This is a genomic window from Sphingobacterium sp. Ag1, from assembly GCF_000988325.1.
Classification (GTDB): Bacteria; Bacteroidota; Bacteroidia; order Sphingobacteriales; family Sphingobacteriaceae; genus Sphingobacterium.
The window spans coordinates 651,721-670,934 of sequence record NZ_LBGU01000043.1; the positions used below are offsets into that span (position 1 = coordinate 651,721).

Annotated in this window: 15 protein-coding genes; 11 read left to right on the top strand and 4 right to left on the bottom strand. The window is 40.2% G+C overall.

Translation table 11 applies throughout. The features are described from left to right. The first annotated feature begins 61 nt into the window (after positions 1 to 61). The 7 genes from AAW12_RS20030 (at position 62) to AAW12_RS20060 (ending at position 11,488) form a co-directional block, all read left to right on the top strand. Positions 62 to 895 (top strand): universal stress protein, encoded by an 834-nt coding sequence (locus tag AAW12_RS20030; RefSeq protein WP_046675350.1) that lies wholly within the window; start codon positions 62 to 64, stop codon positions 893 to 895. 251 nt (positions 896 to 1,146) lie between these two features. Continuing rightward, positions 1,147 to 1,695, top strand: a complete 549-nt coding sequence (locus tag AAW12_RS20035; protein ID WP_046675351.1) for a sigma-70 family RNA polymerase sigma factor — start codon at positions 1,147 to 1,149, stop codon at positions 1,693 to 1,695. Between the two features lie 60 nt (positions 1,696 to 1,755). After that, positions 1,756 to 2,811: a FecR family protein gene (locus tag AAW12_RS25770; protein ID WP_197084116.1), complete on the top strand. Its 1,056-nt coding sequence runs from the start codon at positions 1,756 to 1,758 to the stop codon at positions 2,809 to 2,811. Between the two features lie 109 nt (positions 2,812 to 2,920). After that, positions 2,921 to 6,256, top strand: a complete 3,336-nt coding sequence (locus tag AAW12_RS20045) for a SusC/RagA family TonB-linked outer membrane protein (protein WP_197084117.1) — start codon at positions 2,921 to 2,923, stop codon at positions 6,254 to 6,256. Between the two features lie 17 nt (positions 6,257 to 6,273). Continuing rightward, positions 6,274 to 7,902 (top strand): RagB/SusD family nutrient uptake outer membrane protein, encoded by a 1,629-nt coding sequence (locus AAW12_RS20050; RefSeq protein WP_046675352.1) that lies wholly within the window; start codon positions 6,274 to 6,276, stop codon positions 7,900 to 7,902. A 61-nt stretch (positions 7,903 to 7,963) separates the two neighbouring features. Further along, complete coding sequence (locus tag AAW12_RS20055) at positions 7,964 to 9,487, top strand: hypothetical protein (protein ID WP_053003859.1); 1,524 nt, start codon at positions 7,964 to 7,966, stop codon at positions 9,485 to 9,487. Positions 9,488 to 9,493: 6 nt separating this feature from the next. Then, on the top strand, positions 9,494 to 11,488 hold the full coding sequence (locus tag AAW12_RS20060) for a hypothetical protein (RefSeq protein WP_046675353.1): 1,995 nt from the start codon (positions 9,494 to 9,496) through the stop codon (positions 11,486 to 11,488). 42 nt (positions 11,489 to 11,530) lie between these two features. Here AAW12_RS20060 and AAW12_RS20065 read toward each other — a convergent pair whose 3' ends face one another. Continuing rightward, complete coding sequence (locus AAW12_RS20065) at positions 11,531 to 11,902, bottom strand: nuclear transport factor 2 family protein (protein ID WP_046675354.1); 372 nt, start codon at positions 11,900 to 11,902, stop codon at positions 11,531 to 11,533. A 263-nt stretch (positions 11,903 to 12,165) separates the two neighbouring features. On the opposite strand from AAW12_RS20065, the gene AAW12_RS20070 reads away from it, so the two are divergent. After that, positions 12,166 to 13,752 (top strand): glycoside hydrolase family 16 protein, encoded by a 1,587-nt coding sequence (locus tag AAW12_RS20070; protein ID WP_046675355.1) that lies wholly within the window; start codon positions 12,166 to 12,168, stop codon positions 13,750 to 13,752. 56 nt (positions 13,753 to 13,808) lie between these two features. Here AAW12_RS20070 and AAW12_RS20075 read toward each other — a convergent pair whose 3' ends face one another. Together AAW12_RS20075 and AAW12_RS20080 are read right to left on the bottom strand one after the other, a co-directional pair. Continuing rightward, positions 13,809 to 14,690, bottom strand: a complete 882-nt coding sequence (locus AAW12_RS20075) for an AraC family transcriptional regulator (RefSeq protein WP_156167711.1) — start codon at positions 14,688 to 14,690, stop codon at positions 13,809 to 13,811. Positions 14,691 to 14,723: 33 nt separating this feature from the next. Further along, positions 14,724 to 15,824: a hypothetical protein gene (locus tag AAW12_RS20080; RefSeq protein WP_156167712.1), complete on the bottom strand. Its 1,101-nt coding sequence runs from the start codon at positions 15,822 to 15,824 to the stop codon at positions 14,724 to 14,726. 300 nt (positions 15,825 to 16,124) lie between these two features. On the opposite strand from AAW12_RS20080, the gene AAW12_RS20085 reads away from it, so the two are divergent. The 3 genes from AAW12_RS20085 (at position 16,125) to AAW12_RS20095 (ending at position 17,984) form a co-directional block, all read left to right on the top strand. Further along, the gene (locus AAW12_RS20085; protein ID WP_046675358.1) at positions 16,125 to 16,691 is read left to right on the top strand and encodes a Crp/Fnr family transcriptional regulator; all 567 of its coding nucleotides are present in this window, start codon (positions 16,125 to 16,127) and stop codon (positions 16,689 to 16,691) included. Positions 16,692 to 16,743: 52 nt separating this feature from the next. Continuing rightward, complete coding sequence (locus AAW12_RS20090) at positions 16,744 to 17,193, top strand: membrane protein (protein WP_046675359.1); 450 nt, start codon at positions 16,744 to 16,746, stop codon at positions 17,191 to 17,193. Between the two features lie 98 nt (positions 17,194 to 17,291). Then, the gene (locus AAW12_RS20095; protein WP_046675360.1) at positions 17,292 to 17,984 is read left to right on the top strand and encodes an HAD family hydrolase; all 693 of its coding nucleotides are present in this window, start codon (positions 17,292 to 17,294) and stop codon (positions 17,982 to 17,984) included. 385 nt (positions 17,985 to 18,369) lie between these two features. Here the strand turns inward: AAW12_RS20095 and AAW12_RS20105 are convergent, their stop codons facing one another. Beyond that, on the bottom strand, positions 18,370 to 19,134 hold the full coding sequence (locus AAW12_RS20105) for a helix-turn-helix domain-containing protein (protein ID WP_197084118.1): 765 nt from the start codon (positions 19,132 to 19,134) through the stop codon (positions 18,370 to 18,372). Positions 19,135 to 19,214: the final 80 nt, after the last annotated feature.

Sequence of the window (19,214 nt, forward strand, 5' to 3'; positions counted from 1 at the left end):
TTTTGTCATCCACTGACTTTGTACACATGGCTATTGGCAGTTTAATATTAAAACTTAAAAAATGAAACAAATTCTCGTTGCCTCTGATTTTTCAATCAATGCAAGTCATGCTTTGCGTTATGCCTTGTCTTTGGCTTCTCGTTTGCATATGGAAATTGCTGTTGTACACGCCATACACCCGACAGAAGGGATCAACAACAGTACTTATAACGCGATCTTTATAGAAGATTATTACGCTAGAAAACGAGCTGCTTTGCAAGAATGGACTGATCAGGTGGTTCAGGAAAATAAATACAATGGCCTTAAAGTGAGATCTGTTGTCGAAGTAGGTTATCTGCGTAATGTAGTCACAAAGTATGTTGAATATACCGATGTTTCTTTTTTGGTAATGGGAATCACTGGGGCGACGGGCATTAAGGAAATTGTCGGTAGTAATGCAAGTATGGCTGTGACAAAATTGCGTATTCCGACCTTGATTGTACCTCCTGAAAGTAATCTGTCCGCTATTCCGGTCATCACATTGGCAACGGATTACAAAACCACAAAATTGTCTGTGCGTGATGTCAAAGCGCTCAATCGTATTTTAAAACTTTCGGACCCCAAGAAGTTGGAAATTCTACATGTTTCAGAAAGGGATTTGGACGAAAAGCTGGTGCGTAATGGGGAGAAAAAAATGCGTCAGTTGCTTCCTAACGTAACTATCAACTTTAACTATGTGGATGAGGATGATACACGCCCATCGTATGCGATCGTTGATTTTGTGGAAAACAATCAGACCGATATTCTATGTTTGGTCAAACGCAACCATAATATGATTTATCGTTTATTTGCAAGTAGTACAGTGAATGAAGTTCTGAACCGATCGGTTAAAGCGATTTTGGTGTTGCATGAATAGTCTATGTCGAAACTTTTTTACGCTATATATCAAGCCGTTTTGGATTTTCCAAGCGGCTTTTTTCTTGCCTTGCCCCATGCTGCAGAACACCTTTGTGGAAAAAAATTGAGTTGTCTGATCCATAGTTTATACACGACTGGTCAATGTATTGCCTTGACCTCATGAGAAAACCTTGGCACTGAGCTTTCGATTTTTTTTTGCATTCTTGGAATGAATTTGTTTAACTTGTGCTGCGAATTGCAACGTAACCAATGTATTTGAAACCTTTATCTGCGGAAAATAAGAGGAATATTGCCATTGATCGAGATGAAAGCTCGTTTAAGGCTTATTTCGTGGCCAATTATGGAGTTTTGAAGTCCAATGCGATTTCTTTTATCAAGGATAAGCAGCTAGCCGAAGATGTGGTTTCCGAAGTCCTATGGAAAATTTGGTACCTGGGGCCAGATCTCATGAACATCGCAAATGTCGAGGGCTATTTGCTTCGAGCGATAAAAAACAAATGCCTTAACCTCCTGCGCCTCCGCCAGGTCATACTCACTGACGGAACGGAATATCAGGATACGTTGATCGATAAAAATACCCCGGAGCAAATTTTAATATCAACAGAGAGTATACAACGTATTCAACAGGCTGTCGAGGGGCTTCCGCCGAAAACGAAAGAGGCTTTTAAACTGGTGAAAGAGGAAAGGAAAACGTATTTGGAAACTGCGGAAATGATGGGCATATCCAAGAAAACGGTAGACCGACATATTCAAATTGCTTTAGAAAAGCTGTGGTCCTGTATTAAAGAAAAAAAATAATTTTTCTATTGGGGATTTTGGTTTCTTCGGGTGTCTCTACTCCAAATAGACCGAATGCACATGTTTTCATCTGAGGAACAATACTTTTTATTTTTAGCGGCTAAGTTGCTAGCAGGAGAGCTCACATCCGAGGAGAGAATCGCGCTGGATGACTTGCTACGTGTCGACAAAAATAAAAGGGAGTTATTGGCCTATTTAGCGGAGAAGCATGAGGAAGAAGAAGATCTAGAAGCTGAAATAAGCTATGAAAAGTCAAGACCAATAGAGCTTAACGCTGTCGAGGATGTAACCGTCCGTCCGTTTATAGGTCGCCGTAAAGTTAAGTTACTATCCATGGCCGCCAGCCTATTTATCGTTTTTGGGGTATGGTCCTTTTGGTTTATCAAAAATGATAAAAAGGTAGCTGGAGATGCGGAATGGCAGACCATTGTTACTGGCAAAGGGGAACGTAAATCGATCAAATTGAGCGATGGCTCGGAAGTATGGCTGAACAATGAAAGTGTATTGCGGTTGAAGGCTGGATTTGGTAAGACTGACCGTGTGCTGGAATTGGTTGGTGAAGGTTATTTCGCTATAGCCAAGAACCCCAATTTACCGTTGAAAATCAAAACGGCGTATGCGGAGGTACAGGTCTTAGGTACAAAATTTAACCTCAGGGCGCTTCCCGATGAGAACACCACGACAACCTCCCTGATCGAAGGGAAAGTGCGTCTAAAGGTCATGGATAATCAGCAGGAGAAGCTGTATGAACTCCTGCCGGGTAATAAAGTGTCTGTGATCAATCAACCTGTATCAACGAATGATCATCGGAGTAAGTCTGTTGTTCAGCAACCAAAAGTGACCTTTGCAAAGCTTGACCTCGTTGATGCCGAAGTTACTGAAACACTCTGGATGAAAAATAGATTGGTTTTCAATGGCGAAGGTTTTGATATGGTTGCAAAGAAAATGGAGCGTTGGTTCGGTAAACCTATTGTCGTCGAAAATGAGCGGCTCGCAAAAGAGCCCATCACCGGCATATTTGACGAAACAACCTGTGAAGAAGTCTTGAATGTCATCAAGCGCACAGGTACTAAACTAAATTATTATACCCAAAATGATACACTTTATGTAAAGTAATATAAAAAAGGGTATCCCTCATAGTGAGCAATACCCAAATGTTTTAACCAATGGCATCGGACCCTAGGAAAGTAGGATGCCAATCGATTATTTCTTAAATACCAAAATTATGAAAAAAAAATCACATGTTCTTTATCATGTGCCTATCTCGTATTATCTAAAATGGTTGTTAATGGCCAAATTTTTAATCATTTTCTTATTTGCATGTGTCGCCACCGGATTTGCAAAAGAATCGAAAGCGCAGAAAACAGTTTCTTTACGGTTTGAAGAGATCCGACTCAAAAATCTATTGACTTCAATTGAAGAGCAGACCAAGATCAATTTTATCTACAACGATAACACGATCAAAGCGATTGAAATCAAGCATGTTGACGTCCGCAATAAAAAATGGACTGATCTTTTGTTGCCAATTTTAGCCAAGGAATCCTTGGAAATGGATATGGTCAGCGAAAACCGTATTATTATACGTTCGACAGCAAAGGTTCAGGATAGAATAGCTTCGGGTGTAATCAAAGATCAGCAAGGAAAGCCTTTGGCAGGGGTATCTGTACGCATAAAAGGTACGGATAAAATGACGCAGTCAAATAGCGATGGTCAATTCTCGCTGGTCGTTGAAAAAGAAAATAGTATTTTACAATTTTCTTATTTGGGATACCTTTCTCAAGAGATTGCCTATCAGCGACAGGCTATTGATGTCGTTCTCCAGGAAGATCTCGCGCAGCTTGAAGAGGTTGTGGTCATTGGGTACGGAACACAGAAGAAAGCAACATTGACAGGGTCGGTGAGCCAGGTTTCGGGGAGCGAGCTGCAGCGATCTCCTGCACCGAATCTGTCCAATTCCCTAGCAGGAAGAATGCCGGGTGTAGTAGCTAATAATCGCTCTGGTGAACCTGGAAATGATCAATCGCAGATCTATGTCCGTGGCAAGGGATCTTTGGGGAACAACAGTCCTTTGTATGTCATTGATGGAGTGGCCAATCGCGGTGGAATAGAGCGGCTTAATCCAAGTGATATAGAGACAATTTCGGTCTTAAAAGATGCGTCGGCTGCCATATATGGTGCCCAAGCAGCAAATGGCGTTATTTTGGTCACGACGAAACGGGGTAACGGTGATAAACCGACCATCACCTACGATGGTAGTTACGGTTTTTCCGAACATACAAGGACACCAAAGCTGATGGATTCTTACCAGTTTATGGTGTATGATGATGAAATCAATGCACATTTTGGGCGTGCTGAAAAGTATAAAGATATCAAAGGAAAGTATCTGGATGGTACAATTGATCCCCTGTTGTATGCCAATACTGACTGGATGAAGTCCGTATTTAAATCTTCTCCACAGACGCAACATTCTCTGTCACTTCGCGGTGGAGACGAAAAAGTGCGTTATTATGTTTCGGGAGGATACCTCTATCAGAAACCAGGGTTTAGAAATACGGATCTAAATTTTAGGACAGTTCAATTTCGCACCAACTTGGATGCTAAGGTAACCAAAGACCTTTCGGTATTAGTTGAGGTAGCCACCAGACAGGAAAATCGGAATAATTCAAACTACGATATGGGAACCTTCTTTTGGGAAGCTTTCCATGCTTATCCTTTTTTGCCAGACTACTATCCAAATGGCTTACCTGGTCCCGGCCTTTCGTGGGGCAACAATTTAACGATTCTAGCTTCGGGTAAGACCGGCTATCAGCGTGTAAAGGATAATTTTGTCAATACAAAAGCAGGTTTTGATCTCAAAACACCTTGGTTATTAGATGGATTAAGTTTTTCTGGTTACGCAGCATTCGATTCACAATATAGACATGAAAAGAAGCTCAATGATATGTGGGATGCTTATCGTTATAATCCTGCAACAAAGAATTACGATAATATCCGTGAAACAACGGGCGATGCAAATATCAACCTCACTGAAAGAAACGATGATATACGCACTGAGACCTGGAATTTTAAAATCGGATACGACAAGAAATTTGGCTCACATAGTGTCAATGCTTTCATTGCTTATGAGCAGAGCAAGAACAGAGGTGATTGGTTTTCGGCGTATCGGAGAGACTTTTTAAGCGATGCCGTAGATTACCTATTTGCGGGAAGTGACAATCAAAAAAATAATGACGGAAAAGCAACGATCTCGGCACGTCAGAATTATTTTGGTCGTGTAAGTTATGGTTTTAAGGATAAGTATCTGGCTGATATTACAGTGCGAAGAGATGGCTCACAAAACTTTATGAGCAATGCACGTTGGGGGTGGTTCCCGGGGGTATCGGCAGGCTGGCGGATTTCTCAGGAGAATTTTTTCAAGGAAAATGTGCCTTTTGTCAATGAGTTGAAAATCAAGGCTTCCTGGGGCAAGCTAGGAAACGACCGTGTGGACCCTTTTCAATATATCAGTACCTATGTTCTTGGAGATGGTGCCATGTTTGGTCTTGACCCAAAAAGAACAAAGGGTTTTACTGTCGGAAGATTGGCTAATCCAAATATTACCTGGGAAAAAGTGGATACGAAAAACGTAGGCTTTGAGTCTGTTTTCTTCAAGAATACCTTGAGTTTTGACTTGCAGTATTTTTATTCGATGCGTACGGACATCTTAACACCCAAACAAGCTTCTGTACCACGCTATACAGGATTAACGCTACCTGATCAAAATATTGGTGAAATTTCAAACAGAGGGGTGGAAAGTAGTTTGCTTTACCGCAATAGAGTTAATGACTTTAGCTACTCAGTGGGTGGAAATTTCACTTTTGTACGTAATAAGATTCATTTTTTTGACGAAGCACAAAATACGCCGGAATGGCAGCGTAGGACTGATCACAGCATAGACTCCTGGTTGGTGTATAAGACAGATGGTATTTATCAGAACCAGGCGGAGATTGATGCGTCACCACATTTGCTGAATACAATGCCAGGGGATATCAAGTATATGGATGTGGATGGTGATGGAAAAATTACCAGCAATGATATGGTACGTATCTATGAAAGTCCGATCCCTGAAATTACCTATGGTATCACCATGGGGGCCAAATGGAAAAATTTTGATTTAAATATCCTTTGGTCAGGACAGGGACGTGCAAAACAGGTTATTAAACCAGGAAGTTACAACAGAGATGTAACTTATTTTGAGAACAGATGGATTTCTGAAACGGAGACACCCAATGCTCTTTATCCAAGAGCCTTCGACCGTGACGATACATTCAATAGCATGAATTCGACATTCTGGTTAAAGAATGCCTCTTTTTTAAGACTGAAAAATGTGGAGTTGGCGTATTCATTGTCGCCTAAAGTGCTGGAAAAAATCAAAATGAAAAACTTACGGGTATTCATTAGTGGATTTAATTTGTTTTCAATCGATCAGATCAAGATACAGGATCCTGAAGGAACAAATGCAGGTGGTATGTACTATCCACAGCAGCGGATTTATAGTGCAGGGGTGAATTTGAGTTTTTAATGAAAATTTATTGACAGATGAATACAAAGATAAAATTATATATAACGATCTTTTTTGCAAGCTGTTTGACATCCTGTTCAAATTATTTGGATGTTAAACCGTTGGATTCTTTTACTGGAGATGCTATATTCTCGGATCTGAAATTGACCGAAACCTATGTAAATAAGCGTTATACAGAAATACGGGACGGTTTTGGAAATCTTGGTTTGAGGTATATTTCGGACGAGGCTTATCACAATTTCAATTCGGGAAATCCTTATTTATACAACCGGGGAGAAGTGACGGCAGACCAGTTCGGGGACTATTCCACATGGAATGCTTATTATGAAGCGATTAAGAACTGCAATATTTTCTTTGATAATATTGATAAGTTGAAAGCCGACAAGGGGCAAGTTGATCGGTTGAATGGTGAGATGATCTTTCTTCGCGCATTCTTTTATGCGGATCTTGTCTCGCGTTTTGGTGGTGTTCCATTGATCACAAAAACTTTCGATCTGAACAGCGATATGATGGTGCCACGTAATTCCTACGATGAATGTGTAGACTTTATTGTGAAAGAATTGGATAAAGCGGCTGGGTTGCTCCCTCTCAGTTACGAAGGAAAGGATTTTGGTAGGGCAACTAAAGGTGCAGCATTGGCACTGAAGTCACGGGTAACATTGTATGCTGCAAGTCCATATTGGAATCCATCCAATGATAAGGCGAAATGGCAAAAAGCTGCTGATGCGGCAAAGGCTGTCTTGGACCTCAACCAATACCAGCTCGATCCAAATTACAAACAGCTTTTTACGAGCAACAAAAGTAAGGAGATCATCTTCATGAAGCAGTTCAATACTGAATTTGGACATTCTTTTGACTGGACCGATTCTCCGAATGGTTTTACAGGTTGGTCAAGGACCTGCGTGCTTCAGGACATGGTCGATGCCTATGAGATGGAAGATGGGGCTATGCCTTCTGCACAGGCCTATGTGGATGGCAAACCTTGGGAAAATCGTGAACCTAGATTCTATGCCTCCATTGTATGTGATGGTCAGCAGTTTAGGGGTAGAGAGATTGAGTTTTATATATCCTCAACAGGAAACCGGGCGAATAGTGGTAAGGATAGCGAATTCGGTATTGATGATTGGAATGCATCGAAGACCCACTATACGATCCGTAAATTTATGGATGAAAGTTTGCGTAATCCCTGGAATGATAAAAGTGCTCAACCGTGGATTTATATGCGTCTAGGCGAGATATATCTAAATTATGCGGAAACGCAGTATCAATTGGGCAATGAAGAGGTGGCTCGCACGTACATCAATAAGATTAGAGAACGTGCACGTGGTGGGAAGGTAGGTGTACTTCCTGCAATTACGAGCACGGGTGCCGCGCTTTTGGGAAAAATACAGCAGGAACGACGCATAGAACTAGCCTTTGAAGATCATCGTTTTTTTGATGTAAGACGTTGGAAAATAGCTGAACAGACTGAAAACAAACCGGCGCGAAAAATTACGATTGTGCGGGATGACCAAACGAAGAAGAAAAGTTATAAAATTGAGGTGCTTCAGGAACGGAAGTTCTTTCCGCAGCATTACTTACTTCCAATTCCACGCAGTGAGATTCAACGAAATGCATTGTTGAAACAAAATCCAAGTTACGACTAATCAACCAACCTCCAAGGGTCTGCCCAATGCAGATCCTTGGTTTATTAAATTGCTACTCCTTATGAAAACCTTTTTATTATTTGCGGTACAGACTGTGCTTTCTGTCAGTGTGTTTGCTCAGAAGCAAGATATTTCAATCGATACGGACCAAAAGGAACTCCAAGAGGTCTTCGACTGGGCTAAGCAAAAAGCGCGATCTTTTGTTGTTACGGGAACGCGGGGGCCGGTGAATGTTTACAAGAAAAATCAATCCGCAGACAGCGCTTTGTATCAACCGGCCTATTGGGCGGGATATCCTTTGCGAACGGCCTTCTATTCGCGTGATTTTTGTCATCAAGCGGTAGGAGCGCATCTGTTGGGTTTGGAAGAAGAGAATTTTACGATGCTTCGTTCCTTCGCGGCAAGTGCTACAAAGGAACGAAAGTGGTTTCCTTTGTGGGCGATCAATTTTGATGGTAGCCCTTATACGTTGGACTACAGAAATGACGATGACTTTGTCCGCGAGATACCGGCAGTGTTTGAGTTGGTTGAAAAGAGTGCTCAGCTCTATGACTGGACCAAAGATCAACGCTATCTTAACGATCCGGCTTTGTTGTTATTCAACACAAAAGCGGTGAGTGATTTTGTGGCATTGCATGATGTTAAAGCGCCAAATGGTGTGCCCGAAAGCGATGGTTCGGGTAATATTTTCAAAGGCACGGCCACCTACAATGAACATCGTGACCAAACCTTAATTGAAGCCGGTGACGGTATTGGTAGTCAGTATCAAGCCTATTTGGCCTTCGCTAAACTTTCTGCATGGGGTGGCAAGAAAAACCAGGCTAGGAACTACGCTAAAAAAGCCCAAACCTTGTGGAACTATTTCAACACAGTATGGGGCATAAAAGGCAACAAGGGACTGTATAACCGAGGCTACGATAAAAATAATCTCCCGGTGTCTGGTTGGGGAAAAGAAAATTCTTGGTTTCTGCCCTTAAAAGAAATTACCGACCAGCGATCACATAGGCATCTGAAATATTTGGATTATATCGATGCTCAACTTGGCTCAAAAGAAGGGCTGCCCGAAAATATTGAATCAATCACATATGTTCCAGAATTGTTTTTCAAATATGGTCAGAACGAACGAGGTTGGAAATGGCTGAAATATATTATATCCAAAATTAATACGGTGCATGCCATGGCTACGTTAACAGGCACCAATGGTGATTACCCCGAAGTTTCCTTTGTGCTGATCAGTAATGTTGTGCAGGATATGATGGGGATCAACCCTGGTATAAAAGGTAATTCTTTAGAAACTTGCTCCCACCTTCCTCAGAAAATTGGTCGGGTGAAGGTGTCGAATGTCAAGATTGGTGGGGCAATGTTTACGGTAGCGCAACGTGGCTTATCGGAGACTACCCTGTCATACAGTGGCGGAGAAGCAATACAGTACTGGCAGGCTGGTTTTCCGGGAAGTCACCCTTATCTTTACTGTAATGGCATCAAGAAGAAAAGTCGTATTGGTCAGAAAAATGGTTTTACTTACAGCTATATCGAGGTGAAGATTGACCGCGATATGCAATATACGGTAGCTACGCAATTATAGATCGTCATGAAAATTAAATTATATTATTGGGGCATCGTTGCCGTTGGCTTAATACTGCAGTGCAATTCGACGGTAGCTCAAAATTCAAAAAAATGGTCACTATTAAAGGATAATAGGATTGAATGGAAGGTTAAGCAGGGGGAGAATCACGAAGATCATATGGAGATGGCAGGTTTACAATCGGCTGCTGTCGTTTACTATGGTGTTCGCGACGGTCGGCTTTTATTGGACAAGAAGGTTGTATTTCCGATGTTAAGAACAATTCCCAACAATACACATGCAAGTTTAACCGTACCCTTTCAGGATAATAAGTCTTTATTGATAAAAGTAGATGGCGTAGCGGTCGATGAGTATCCGCTACGTTTTGTACTTGACGGAAAATTAGCTGTTTATTCGACGACGAACTCACCACTGGAAGTAGAGCGGACGTTATTCCCATCCGTCGATAAACCTGTTTTGATTGAACGCATTAAGCTGGTGAATACAGGGAGTAAATCCGTACGAATCGATCTGATGAACAAGTATTCGAAATTCGAGTCTGACCCGACGAAAAGTGTATATGGGCCGTATGTTGTACAGGCCTTATTACGGGATACGCTAGTGCCAAATCTCGAACCAAAGCAAAGTTACCTGTTTGATATTGTGTATGAGGGAAAGAAAATATCAACGCCTGTTTATCAGTATTCTCCATCTTATGAATTGCAGAAAAGAGAGGATTTCGTGAAAAGTTTAGCCGACGATCTCATGCTGGAAACACCCAATGATACGATCAATACAGCATTTGCTTTTGCTAAGATTCGTGCAACTGAAAGTATTTATGATACGAAGGGCGGATTGATGCACGGTCCCGGAGGTTTAAGCTACTACGCTGCTATTTGGGCAAATGATCAGGCAGAATATGCCAATCCTTTCTTTCCTTTCTTGGGCAATCGCAACGGCAACGAAAGTGCCATAAACTCCTTTCGTCATTTTGCCCGTTTTATGAATTCGGATTATAAACCAATTCCGAGCTCAATAGTGGCGGAGGGCGATAGTTATTGGAATGGTGCTAAAGATAGGGGGGACATGGCCATGATTGCCTATGGAGCATCCCGGTATGCGTTGGCCTTGGGCAAGAAAGATATTGCCGTCGAATTATGGCCATTGATTCACTGGTGTTTTGAGTATCTGGAGCGTCAGAAGACAAGTGAAGGAGTTTATCGATCGGACAGTGATGAACTGGAAGGGAGAGCACCGGCAGGTAAAATTAATCTGTCGACAAACAGTATTGCCTATGGCGCTTATCAGAGTGCGGCAGACCTTGCTCATGAATTGGGAAAGGAGGATCTTTCTCAGCAATACAGAAAGCGGGCCGAAGAACTCCGTCGTTCGATTGTGCGTTATTTTGGTGCTGATGTGCAAGGCTATTCCACCTACCGTTATTACGATGGTAATACCATCTTAAGGGCTTGGATATGTTTGCCAATGACCATGGGGATAACCGAGCGGAGTGCTGGAACAATTGACGCCTTATTATCAAAATATCTCTGGACAAACAACGGTATCCTCACACAATCCGGAGATAAGGTATTTTGGGATCGGGCAACCTTATATGCCTTTAAGGGATTTTTTATGACGGGAGCAAGCGAAAGGGCGCTGCCTTATTTTAAGTATTACTCTTCGATGCGTCTTTTGGGGGATCATGTACCCTATCCGGTTGAGGCCTGGCCTGAAGGTGGACAACGGCATTTAAGTGCCGAAAGTGCCTTGTATTGCCGGGTTATAACGGAAGGATTATTTCATATTGTACCCACTGGTTTTCGAAAGTTCAGTATAAGTCCCAGTCTGCCAAAGGAGTGGAAGTATATGCGGCTTAGACGAATAAAAGCCTTTGATCGAGTGTTTGATATTGAAGTATCCCGGAAAGGTACGCAAGAGTTTCTTATCGTGAAACAGCAAGATGGTCGGCTCATTCAGAAACCAATTTTGAGCCAGCAGGCAATCAGTATCACCTTAAATTAACCTAAAAATCTCCACAAGTCATCGTCCTGTGGAGATTTTTCACTATAGTCCCTTATAGTGCGCTGAAACTTTGCATATTTTTCCATGTACATCTAATTCCATATATTCCGCGGAAAGCGAATCGTTGACGCTTTTATAGAAAAGTACCATGGAGTTTACGCCCGTAAGTATGTGGTAAAGCTCAAAATGAAGTTCTGGATATTTTTCCAGTGCGCTTTTAAAATAAGCTTTTAATTCTTCTTTGTTGTTTATATTTCCCGCCGTATTCACACCCATTTTCTGAATAATGGGGGAGCGAAAGTCAATGTCTTCACTATAGTGTCGCATAATTGTATCCAGATCGTGTTGGTTCCAGGCGTCAACCCAATGTTGCGCAAGATCTGCAGGCTGATTAAAATTATCTAGTGTATTCATGTTGTATTAAAAATTAATCGATGTATCTGACGGAATTGTCAAACCAAACCGCTTAAAGCAATATACATAATTTAACTATCTTATCTGCCGTAAGGATGGATAAACCGTTATTGACCCACAATTTGTTGGAATCGCTAAATTGAACAAACGGTTGCGTTTTGATCAGAGTTGTCAATGCTGATAATTCTCGTTATTATCGTAAGGTTATAGTCTGTTCGTAAGCAGATGGACTATAGTTTGTTCGTTTATAAAATAAGAAAATTGTGAAAAAATATCTATTTCTTGCGGGTATTCAGGTAATGTCAGTGCTAGGGTTATCAGCCCAAACGACAAGGTCAACTGTGCCATTACAACTATTGGGTACCCGGAGTTGGATCCGTGTAGACACGAAGGATAATCAACCGAGCATGTCCGAAGCGAAAGTCTTTTGGGCAAAAACGAATAAGAAACCGCAAACAGCCAATGCGATATTAGCAGAGGGTGCCAAACGTTATTATATTCAGCAGGTGGAGCCTGAAACGACCTATTATATCTGGATAGAATCTGCTACAGGAAAATCCTTGGCGAATGGAAAAGTGTATACGAGCAAGAGGTGGCAGCTGGATGATACTGAACTCGATGAAGAGCAAAGGAATCCAAGTTCAAGAGCAGTTCCTGTTGGTATGGAAGTCTATTGGCAGGATGAATTTAACGATCAATTACTTAATCGGAATAAATGGACGACCAACTATTTTTCATCTTTGAACTATCTGAATTCAAAATCCAAGGATGAAATGTTGCATGATCGTTTGCCACAACCCGCTTATACTTTAAATGGATCAGCGATCAATCTGTATGTCAATGATACCATTCCCAAGCGGATTTTTACGGAGGGTGGCAACCAAAAGATTTCATCCATCCAAACCTACGATTGGAAGTCCAATGAAAATCTATTGGACAACAGCAAAGGTGGGTACTTTGAAGTTAAGGTGAGACGCAACCGCCAGGGTAATCCAAAGGGAACAAATACAGCTTTTTGGTTTGATTCACCTGGACCAGATATTCGTTATTATCTTCAAGAAGGATCCGAAGTCGACGGAATTAAAGGCATTCGCCCCAAGGGACAGCTTTTTGAAATCGACGTTTTCGAATATATTACGGCTCAATTTGTGATACATGGGCATGTCGATCAAAAAGGGGTATTTCAACGTAATCTTGCTACACATATTGCGGAGGGATATGAACATGTCGGACAATGGGTAACACATGGGGTATTGTGGACACCTACCAGTATTAAACATTATATCAATGGAGACCTGATCAAGGAGTATACGAATAAAAATCAGATTTATTCACCCAACCACTTTTTGAACGTATTTCTTGGAGCCTATGGATCTGAAGGCGGAGTCAATATGGAGGTCGATTATATTCGGGCGTATAATTGGCCTTTAAAAAATGGTAATGAATTGCCTAATCCAGATTTTGAGGGTAAATCTGGTCTTGCACCTTGGGAAGGAGCAGCGGTCATCGAAGAAGGGCGCGGAGAAATGGGGAGTAAAGCGGTGGTACTTTCGCCGGGTCAAAAAATAGAGCAATATGTTTATTTGAATCCTCAACAAGACTTCAAGCTTGTCTATTGGAGTAATGGAGGCAAAGTTCAGGCGGAAGTGGATGATGTCGCTGTCGTAACAGGAAAGTTATCGAATTTAAAGACTTTAATAGCTGACTCAGGAAAGAGAGGTGGAAAACAGGCCGTTGATTTTGTTACTGGCAAGGAGATCAATCCGAATAAAAAAATAGTTCGGATCGGATTTACCAATGTCGGAAAGGAAAACGCATTTTTGGATAATATCACATTGAAGAAAAAATAGGCTGTAAGCTATTTTGAGTATAAAAAGGCCCCACTTATATCAGGGTGGAGCCGTTTTTATGGTAAGTAAGCAGGGAATGATTTTTTTTGATATTCCGATGGCGACATCTGCGTTCGTTTCTTGAAAAAATGAGCGAATGTAGATAATTCCTGAAAGCCTAATTCAATCATAGTAGCCTTGATTGGGTTGGGCCCCAAGCTTAATAGATGCATCGCCTCCTTTAATAAGCGATTGTGAATCAGTTTAAGTGGTAGAATACCCATATGTTGATTTGTCAGCTTCCGAAGACTATACGTGGTCATATTGAGCAAATTCGCATAATAGGCCACCTGGTGTTCCTGTTTGTAATTTAGCTCGATCAACTCTAGAAGCCGATCCATCGTAGTCGGTAGGTAATGTTGTGGGACACGACCAGTTCTATTCAACATGATACGGTTGATTTCCTGCAAACTAGTTGCTGTACGTGATCCTATGATTGTAAATAGAGGCTGAAAACGACAAAGCTCTGAACCGATTTTAGTTAATTCACTATGGAGTTTTTCAAATTCATGCTGAGCGATGTCAAGTATAGGATGATCCCGCAGGAGTTTTGTATTAATCGGAAGGGTAAGGCAAAGCTTTTCAAAATTTTGTTTAGAAATTTTAAACTGATGGGCCAAGGTTTCCTCAATAAAAGAAAAAGAACTTGTTTGTCCTGGAAAGATTAAATGAATTTGATAACCCTTCAGCTGATGATTCTGTTGGTCAATTTGATGGATGCCACCTTTTGAGTGTGATAAAGTGAGAACAAAAACTTGATTTCCGGCAGCTTGAATGGTGTAATTTCTGACGTTCCAAGATTGGTATAAAAAGCCGAGATGTTTCACATGTTCACCATATACCAAGACATTTCCGGCGTAAAACATGGTTAATTTGAGCTGGATAGGGAGGTTGTGCACGATTTGTTTTTATTTAATTTTTACGATTCTTATTTAACGATTATAGGGATATTCCTGTACCCAATGAAACTTGCGTTGCATTAATTCGAAGGCTTGCACGTCTTGTTTAATCAGTTTAATTTGCTCTGTATGGTCATCAAAGGCTTTTGTCAGAAGAATATTTCCATCTTGGTTGATTTGATAATCAAATTGATAATTGTTTAGGGTGATTTTCTTTCCAACCGCATCAATAACAACGCTCTCTTTTTGTGGGTTATAGTCTGAGGTGCGTATTAAGACCTTGTTGTTGTCAATTTCAAAAACAATAAGTCGCCAATTTTCGGGGATTGTTTTGCGTGGTGTTCCCGCTTCTTCGATACGGTAAATTCCATACAAAGATGATTTTTTTAGGTACTCAGCCATCATTTTTTTTGTACTGCATATACCCATGACCTGTTGTACCATAAAGAGAATTAACAGGGCCAATTTGGCGATAAATAAGCTTTTTCTTTTCCAGCTTTTGTTGAATGGAGGTTGTTGAATAGGGAGTAATTGTACAGGTTTTCCTGAAATAAAAATTGCGTACAATGCTTTTACGTAGGGAAGCAGTAGAAATATGGAAAGTAGCAGGAGTGCTGTAGAGAGCATTTTGACAGGGACGTCATAAAAATAGTTGACGGCCATAATATTGATACTTGTCGCAACTGTAATTAGCGCACCGAAAACCATCGTCTTTCTGAAAAGCAATAGGCCCGATAATATTTCTATTGAGCCGATGAGTATATTGTAGCCTTGAGAATAACCGATATAGGTCCATGCGAGGCCCATAGGAGAATACTCGCCCAATGGCTGCAGGAGTTGCGTTAACCTCGGTGGCTGCATTTGCATATAGAAGAGTTTGATAAGGCCATAGTTAATAAGCATAAAAGCAACATAATAGCGTATTGCTGTGGTTAACCAGTAAAAAAGAAAATTATAGTTCGCTCTTTTTCGATCTAATATGGACCATAAAGCTGCCCCAACTAATGCCAGTATGAATAGAATCAATAAGCATACCCAGGCATAAGAGGTGTCCCCACTTCCGTTGATGAAGATACTGTGGTCGTAAGAATAGCCCAATATATTTTCTGCAAACCAGGGAGTCAACCTTTGCATAAAATGGGTAAGAGGGGTGCTGATATATCCATATAACGGATAAGTGCCGTTATTAAAAACAAGAATAAACGACAAAATGAAAATAAAGGGAAATCGAAAACCTAATTTTCTAAAGGCAGGCCACCGGTGTGGACCGTTTTCGTTAAGTATATGCATGATTAAAGTTTATAGTATTTAAGTTAATATTTTTTGGTAAAATAGGTCGTATGTTTATTGAAATAAATAATCGATTAAATAGTAAATAATCATTACGCTATATTTGAACAGAAGTTTTTATCTTGCTCCTAAAAATTAAGAATCATGAACAAGATCAGAGAATATTTCGAATCGATCGTTGTCATGAATGATACGGACTGGGAACTATTTTCCGCTAAGCTTGTTAGGATGGTGTTTCCAAAAAAATCACTGATTTTGGAAATCGGAAAAACCGAACAGTATTTATCTTTTATTGAAAAAGGAATTGTACGTTTCAATATCCCAAAACTGGACTATGATTTTACTTTTGGATTTGCTTTTGAAAACTCTTTTGTAAGTGGGTACGATTCCTTCTTGACACAGCAACCTTCCTCGTATCATCTCGAGGCAATAACAGATTGTATTTTATGGCGGATATCGTTTGAGGATCTCCATATGGTATATCAAACAACAACGGTTGGAAATCTAATTGGACGGAAAGCGGCTGAGGACATTTTTCTAAAAAAAATGAAACGGGAACTGACGCTACTCGAAGATTCGGCGAAAACCAGGTATATCAATTTGATGCGTGAGCAGCCTGAACTGATTCGCAGCATTCCCTTAAAATATCTGGCGTCTTATATTGGTATTAGGCCGCAGTCGTTAAGTCGGATCAGGAAAGAAATTTATTAACAAATGTTCATTGATAACCAAGGGAAGGGCTCCTATTTTTGTTATAAAAAAGATGAAACCATTTTTTGTTTTAATTGTCGTTTGCATTATTTCCAATCTCGTCCTATTGCTGTTGAAGGGGGATATGGATATTCTTTTAGCGGGAAAAGTTGGATTGGCGGTGATGCTGTTGTTCACTGCATTGGGACACCTACTTTATACCAAAGGAATGATGTTGATGCTGCCCGACTTTGTTCCATTTAAAAAAGAAATGATCTATGGAACTGGTTTAATGGAATTCATGGCTGCAATTGGACTATTTGTCCCGCAGGTGAGCCGCATAACGGGAATCCTTTTAATTGTCTTCTTTCTACTGGTATTACCTACAAATATTCGGGCAAACTTAAAGCGTATCAATTATGAGACGGCTACCTTTGATGGCGCTGGTCCAAACTATTTGTGGTTTCGTATTCCATTTCAAATTTTGCTGATCGTTTGGACTTATTATTTTGTGGTGCATTAAAGTAGTTTTCTTAACTAAAGCATAGCAATAAATTAATATGATTTTGTTTAGTTTTATTTAACAATTTTTTATTTTTGCTAAACTTTAGATTGAATAGAATGAAAGAAGCCATCAAGATGGTCGTATTTGATATGGCAGGTACGACAGTGAACGAAAATAATATTGTTTATAAGACACTTAGAAATGCTATAAATACGGTAGGTGGATACGAACTGACATTAACTGAGGTATTGGCCCATGCCGCGGGTAAAGAGAAGCTACAGGCGATTAAGACCGTACTCAAAAATAGTTTGGATGTCGATAACGATGCATTGGCACAACGGATGTTTACATTGTTTTTGGAGCAGTTGGAACATGCCTATGATGTAGAAGAAATTTACCCAAATACGAATGCCGAAGAACTTTTTGCTTTTTTGAAAGAAAAGGACATTTTGCGTGTACTCAATACGGGCTATGATCGTAAGACAGCTGAGTCACTTTTGGAGAAGCTTAATTGGAAAGTTGGCAAAGATGTAGATGCGTTAGTTACTGCATCTGATGTACCTCGAAACAGACCCTATCCCGATATGATTGAGCTGGCAATGCAAAAATTTGAAATTGCCGATCCGGGTTTGGTGGTTAAAATTGGTGATTCTATTATCGATATACAGGAGGGGCAACAAGCAGGTTGCGCCTTGAGTATTGGCATAACAACAGGAGCACATGACAAGGCTCAACTCACATCTGCAAATCCCGATTATGTGATTAATGATTTATTGGAAATTGTCGAAATTTTCGAAAGGAACCGTTAAATTATTCCTGTACGGAAGGAAAAAAAGCGTATGGAGGAAAAGAGTATGGATTCGACTTCTTCTACATATGCTTTTTTTTACGGTTAATAAGGTATCGGCATTGGGGTTTACCGCCCAATTATTAACGTGAATTCGATTTTTTTATATTTTTAATCGCGGTCATAAAGACGTACAAAAGTGTCGAAGTGATTAAAATACTAATTATTACATTTGCCGGTTTACTTCCGGTAAGCAAAGGTGTTTTGGTTAAGATAAATAATACAAAGGTTATAAAAACCATAATCGATTTAAAAATTTCCGTTTTTTTCATGGGGTAGTTGTTAAATTTTTCCATGCTGTAAAGTTCAAATAAAACCTTACGCGAAAATTGTACGAAAAGGACATTCTACACAAAAATATAGGGATACTTTTCACCACCACTTGCTTGAAGTTTATTAAAGAAATCTTTAGGATTAAAATGGGCTAACTTTTTAATCTCTTTATAAAAGTGTGGCGAATCAAAGAAGTTATGCTCAAGGCATAATGCGGTCAGATTCTGTTGACTGTTTGCAAAATGAGTTTGAATCGTATTTCTAAAGCGCAGTATACTTTTATATTTTGAGATACTACAGCCAATATATTTTTGAAATTGCCTATGCAGTGTTTTCTCTGTTAGAAAGACCTGCTCAGCAAGCGTCTGTATGGACTGTAAAGGATTTTTATTAATTGACCTGACGGTCTCTTCCACGGCCTGTAACTGAATTGGTTTGTATCTATGATAAAGGTAATCTTCTAAGTATGCCAGCGAATTTTCTTCATTATGTTGAAAAAGCCTATTACGGTCTAGATGAATATTCTCTGCATCAATGATTTGAAAGGCATAGGGATTACTGAAAAAATAGTTTATACCAGTCTCGTTAAAGTTAATAGCAATCTCGTCTATCGAGTCTCTGTAATTCATCTGCAGCGGCTGTAAATACTTACCAAAAAAGAGGACTTTGAGGTTCTCTTTTTTGCTTTTTGACAGTGTAATAGTATTGCCTTCGGTTTCGATGCTTACATTCTTAAGGATTGCTACTGTTGTGCCTTTTTGCGGGAAGACAAAATAACGTAAAACTGAAGTGTTGTCAAAATTTTGCATACTGTCATAATTGACAATATGTTTTTTCATGAGCTCGGTTTTAGGGTATAATATCTTATACATAAGGTGTTAATTGTATCTTGAAGCAATAATCTCGCCTCAAGATACAA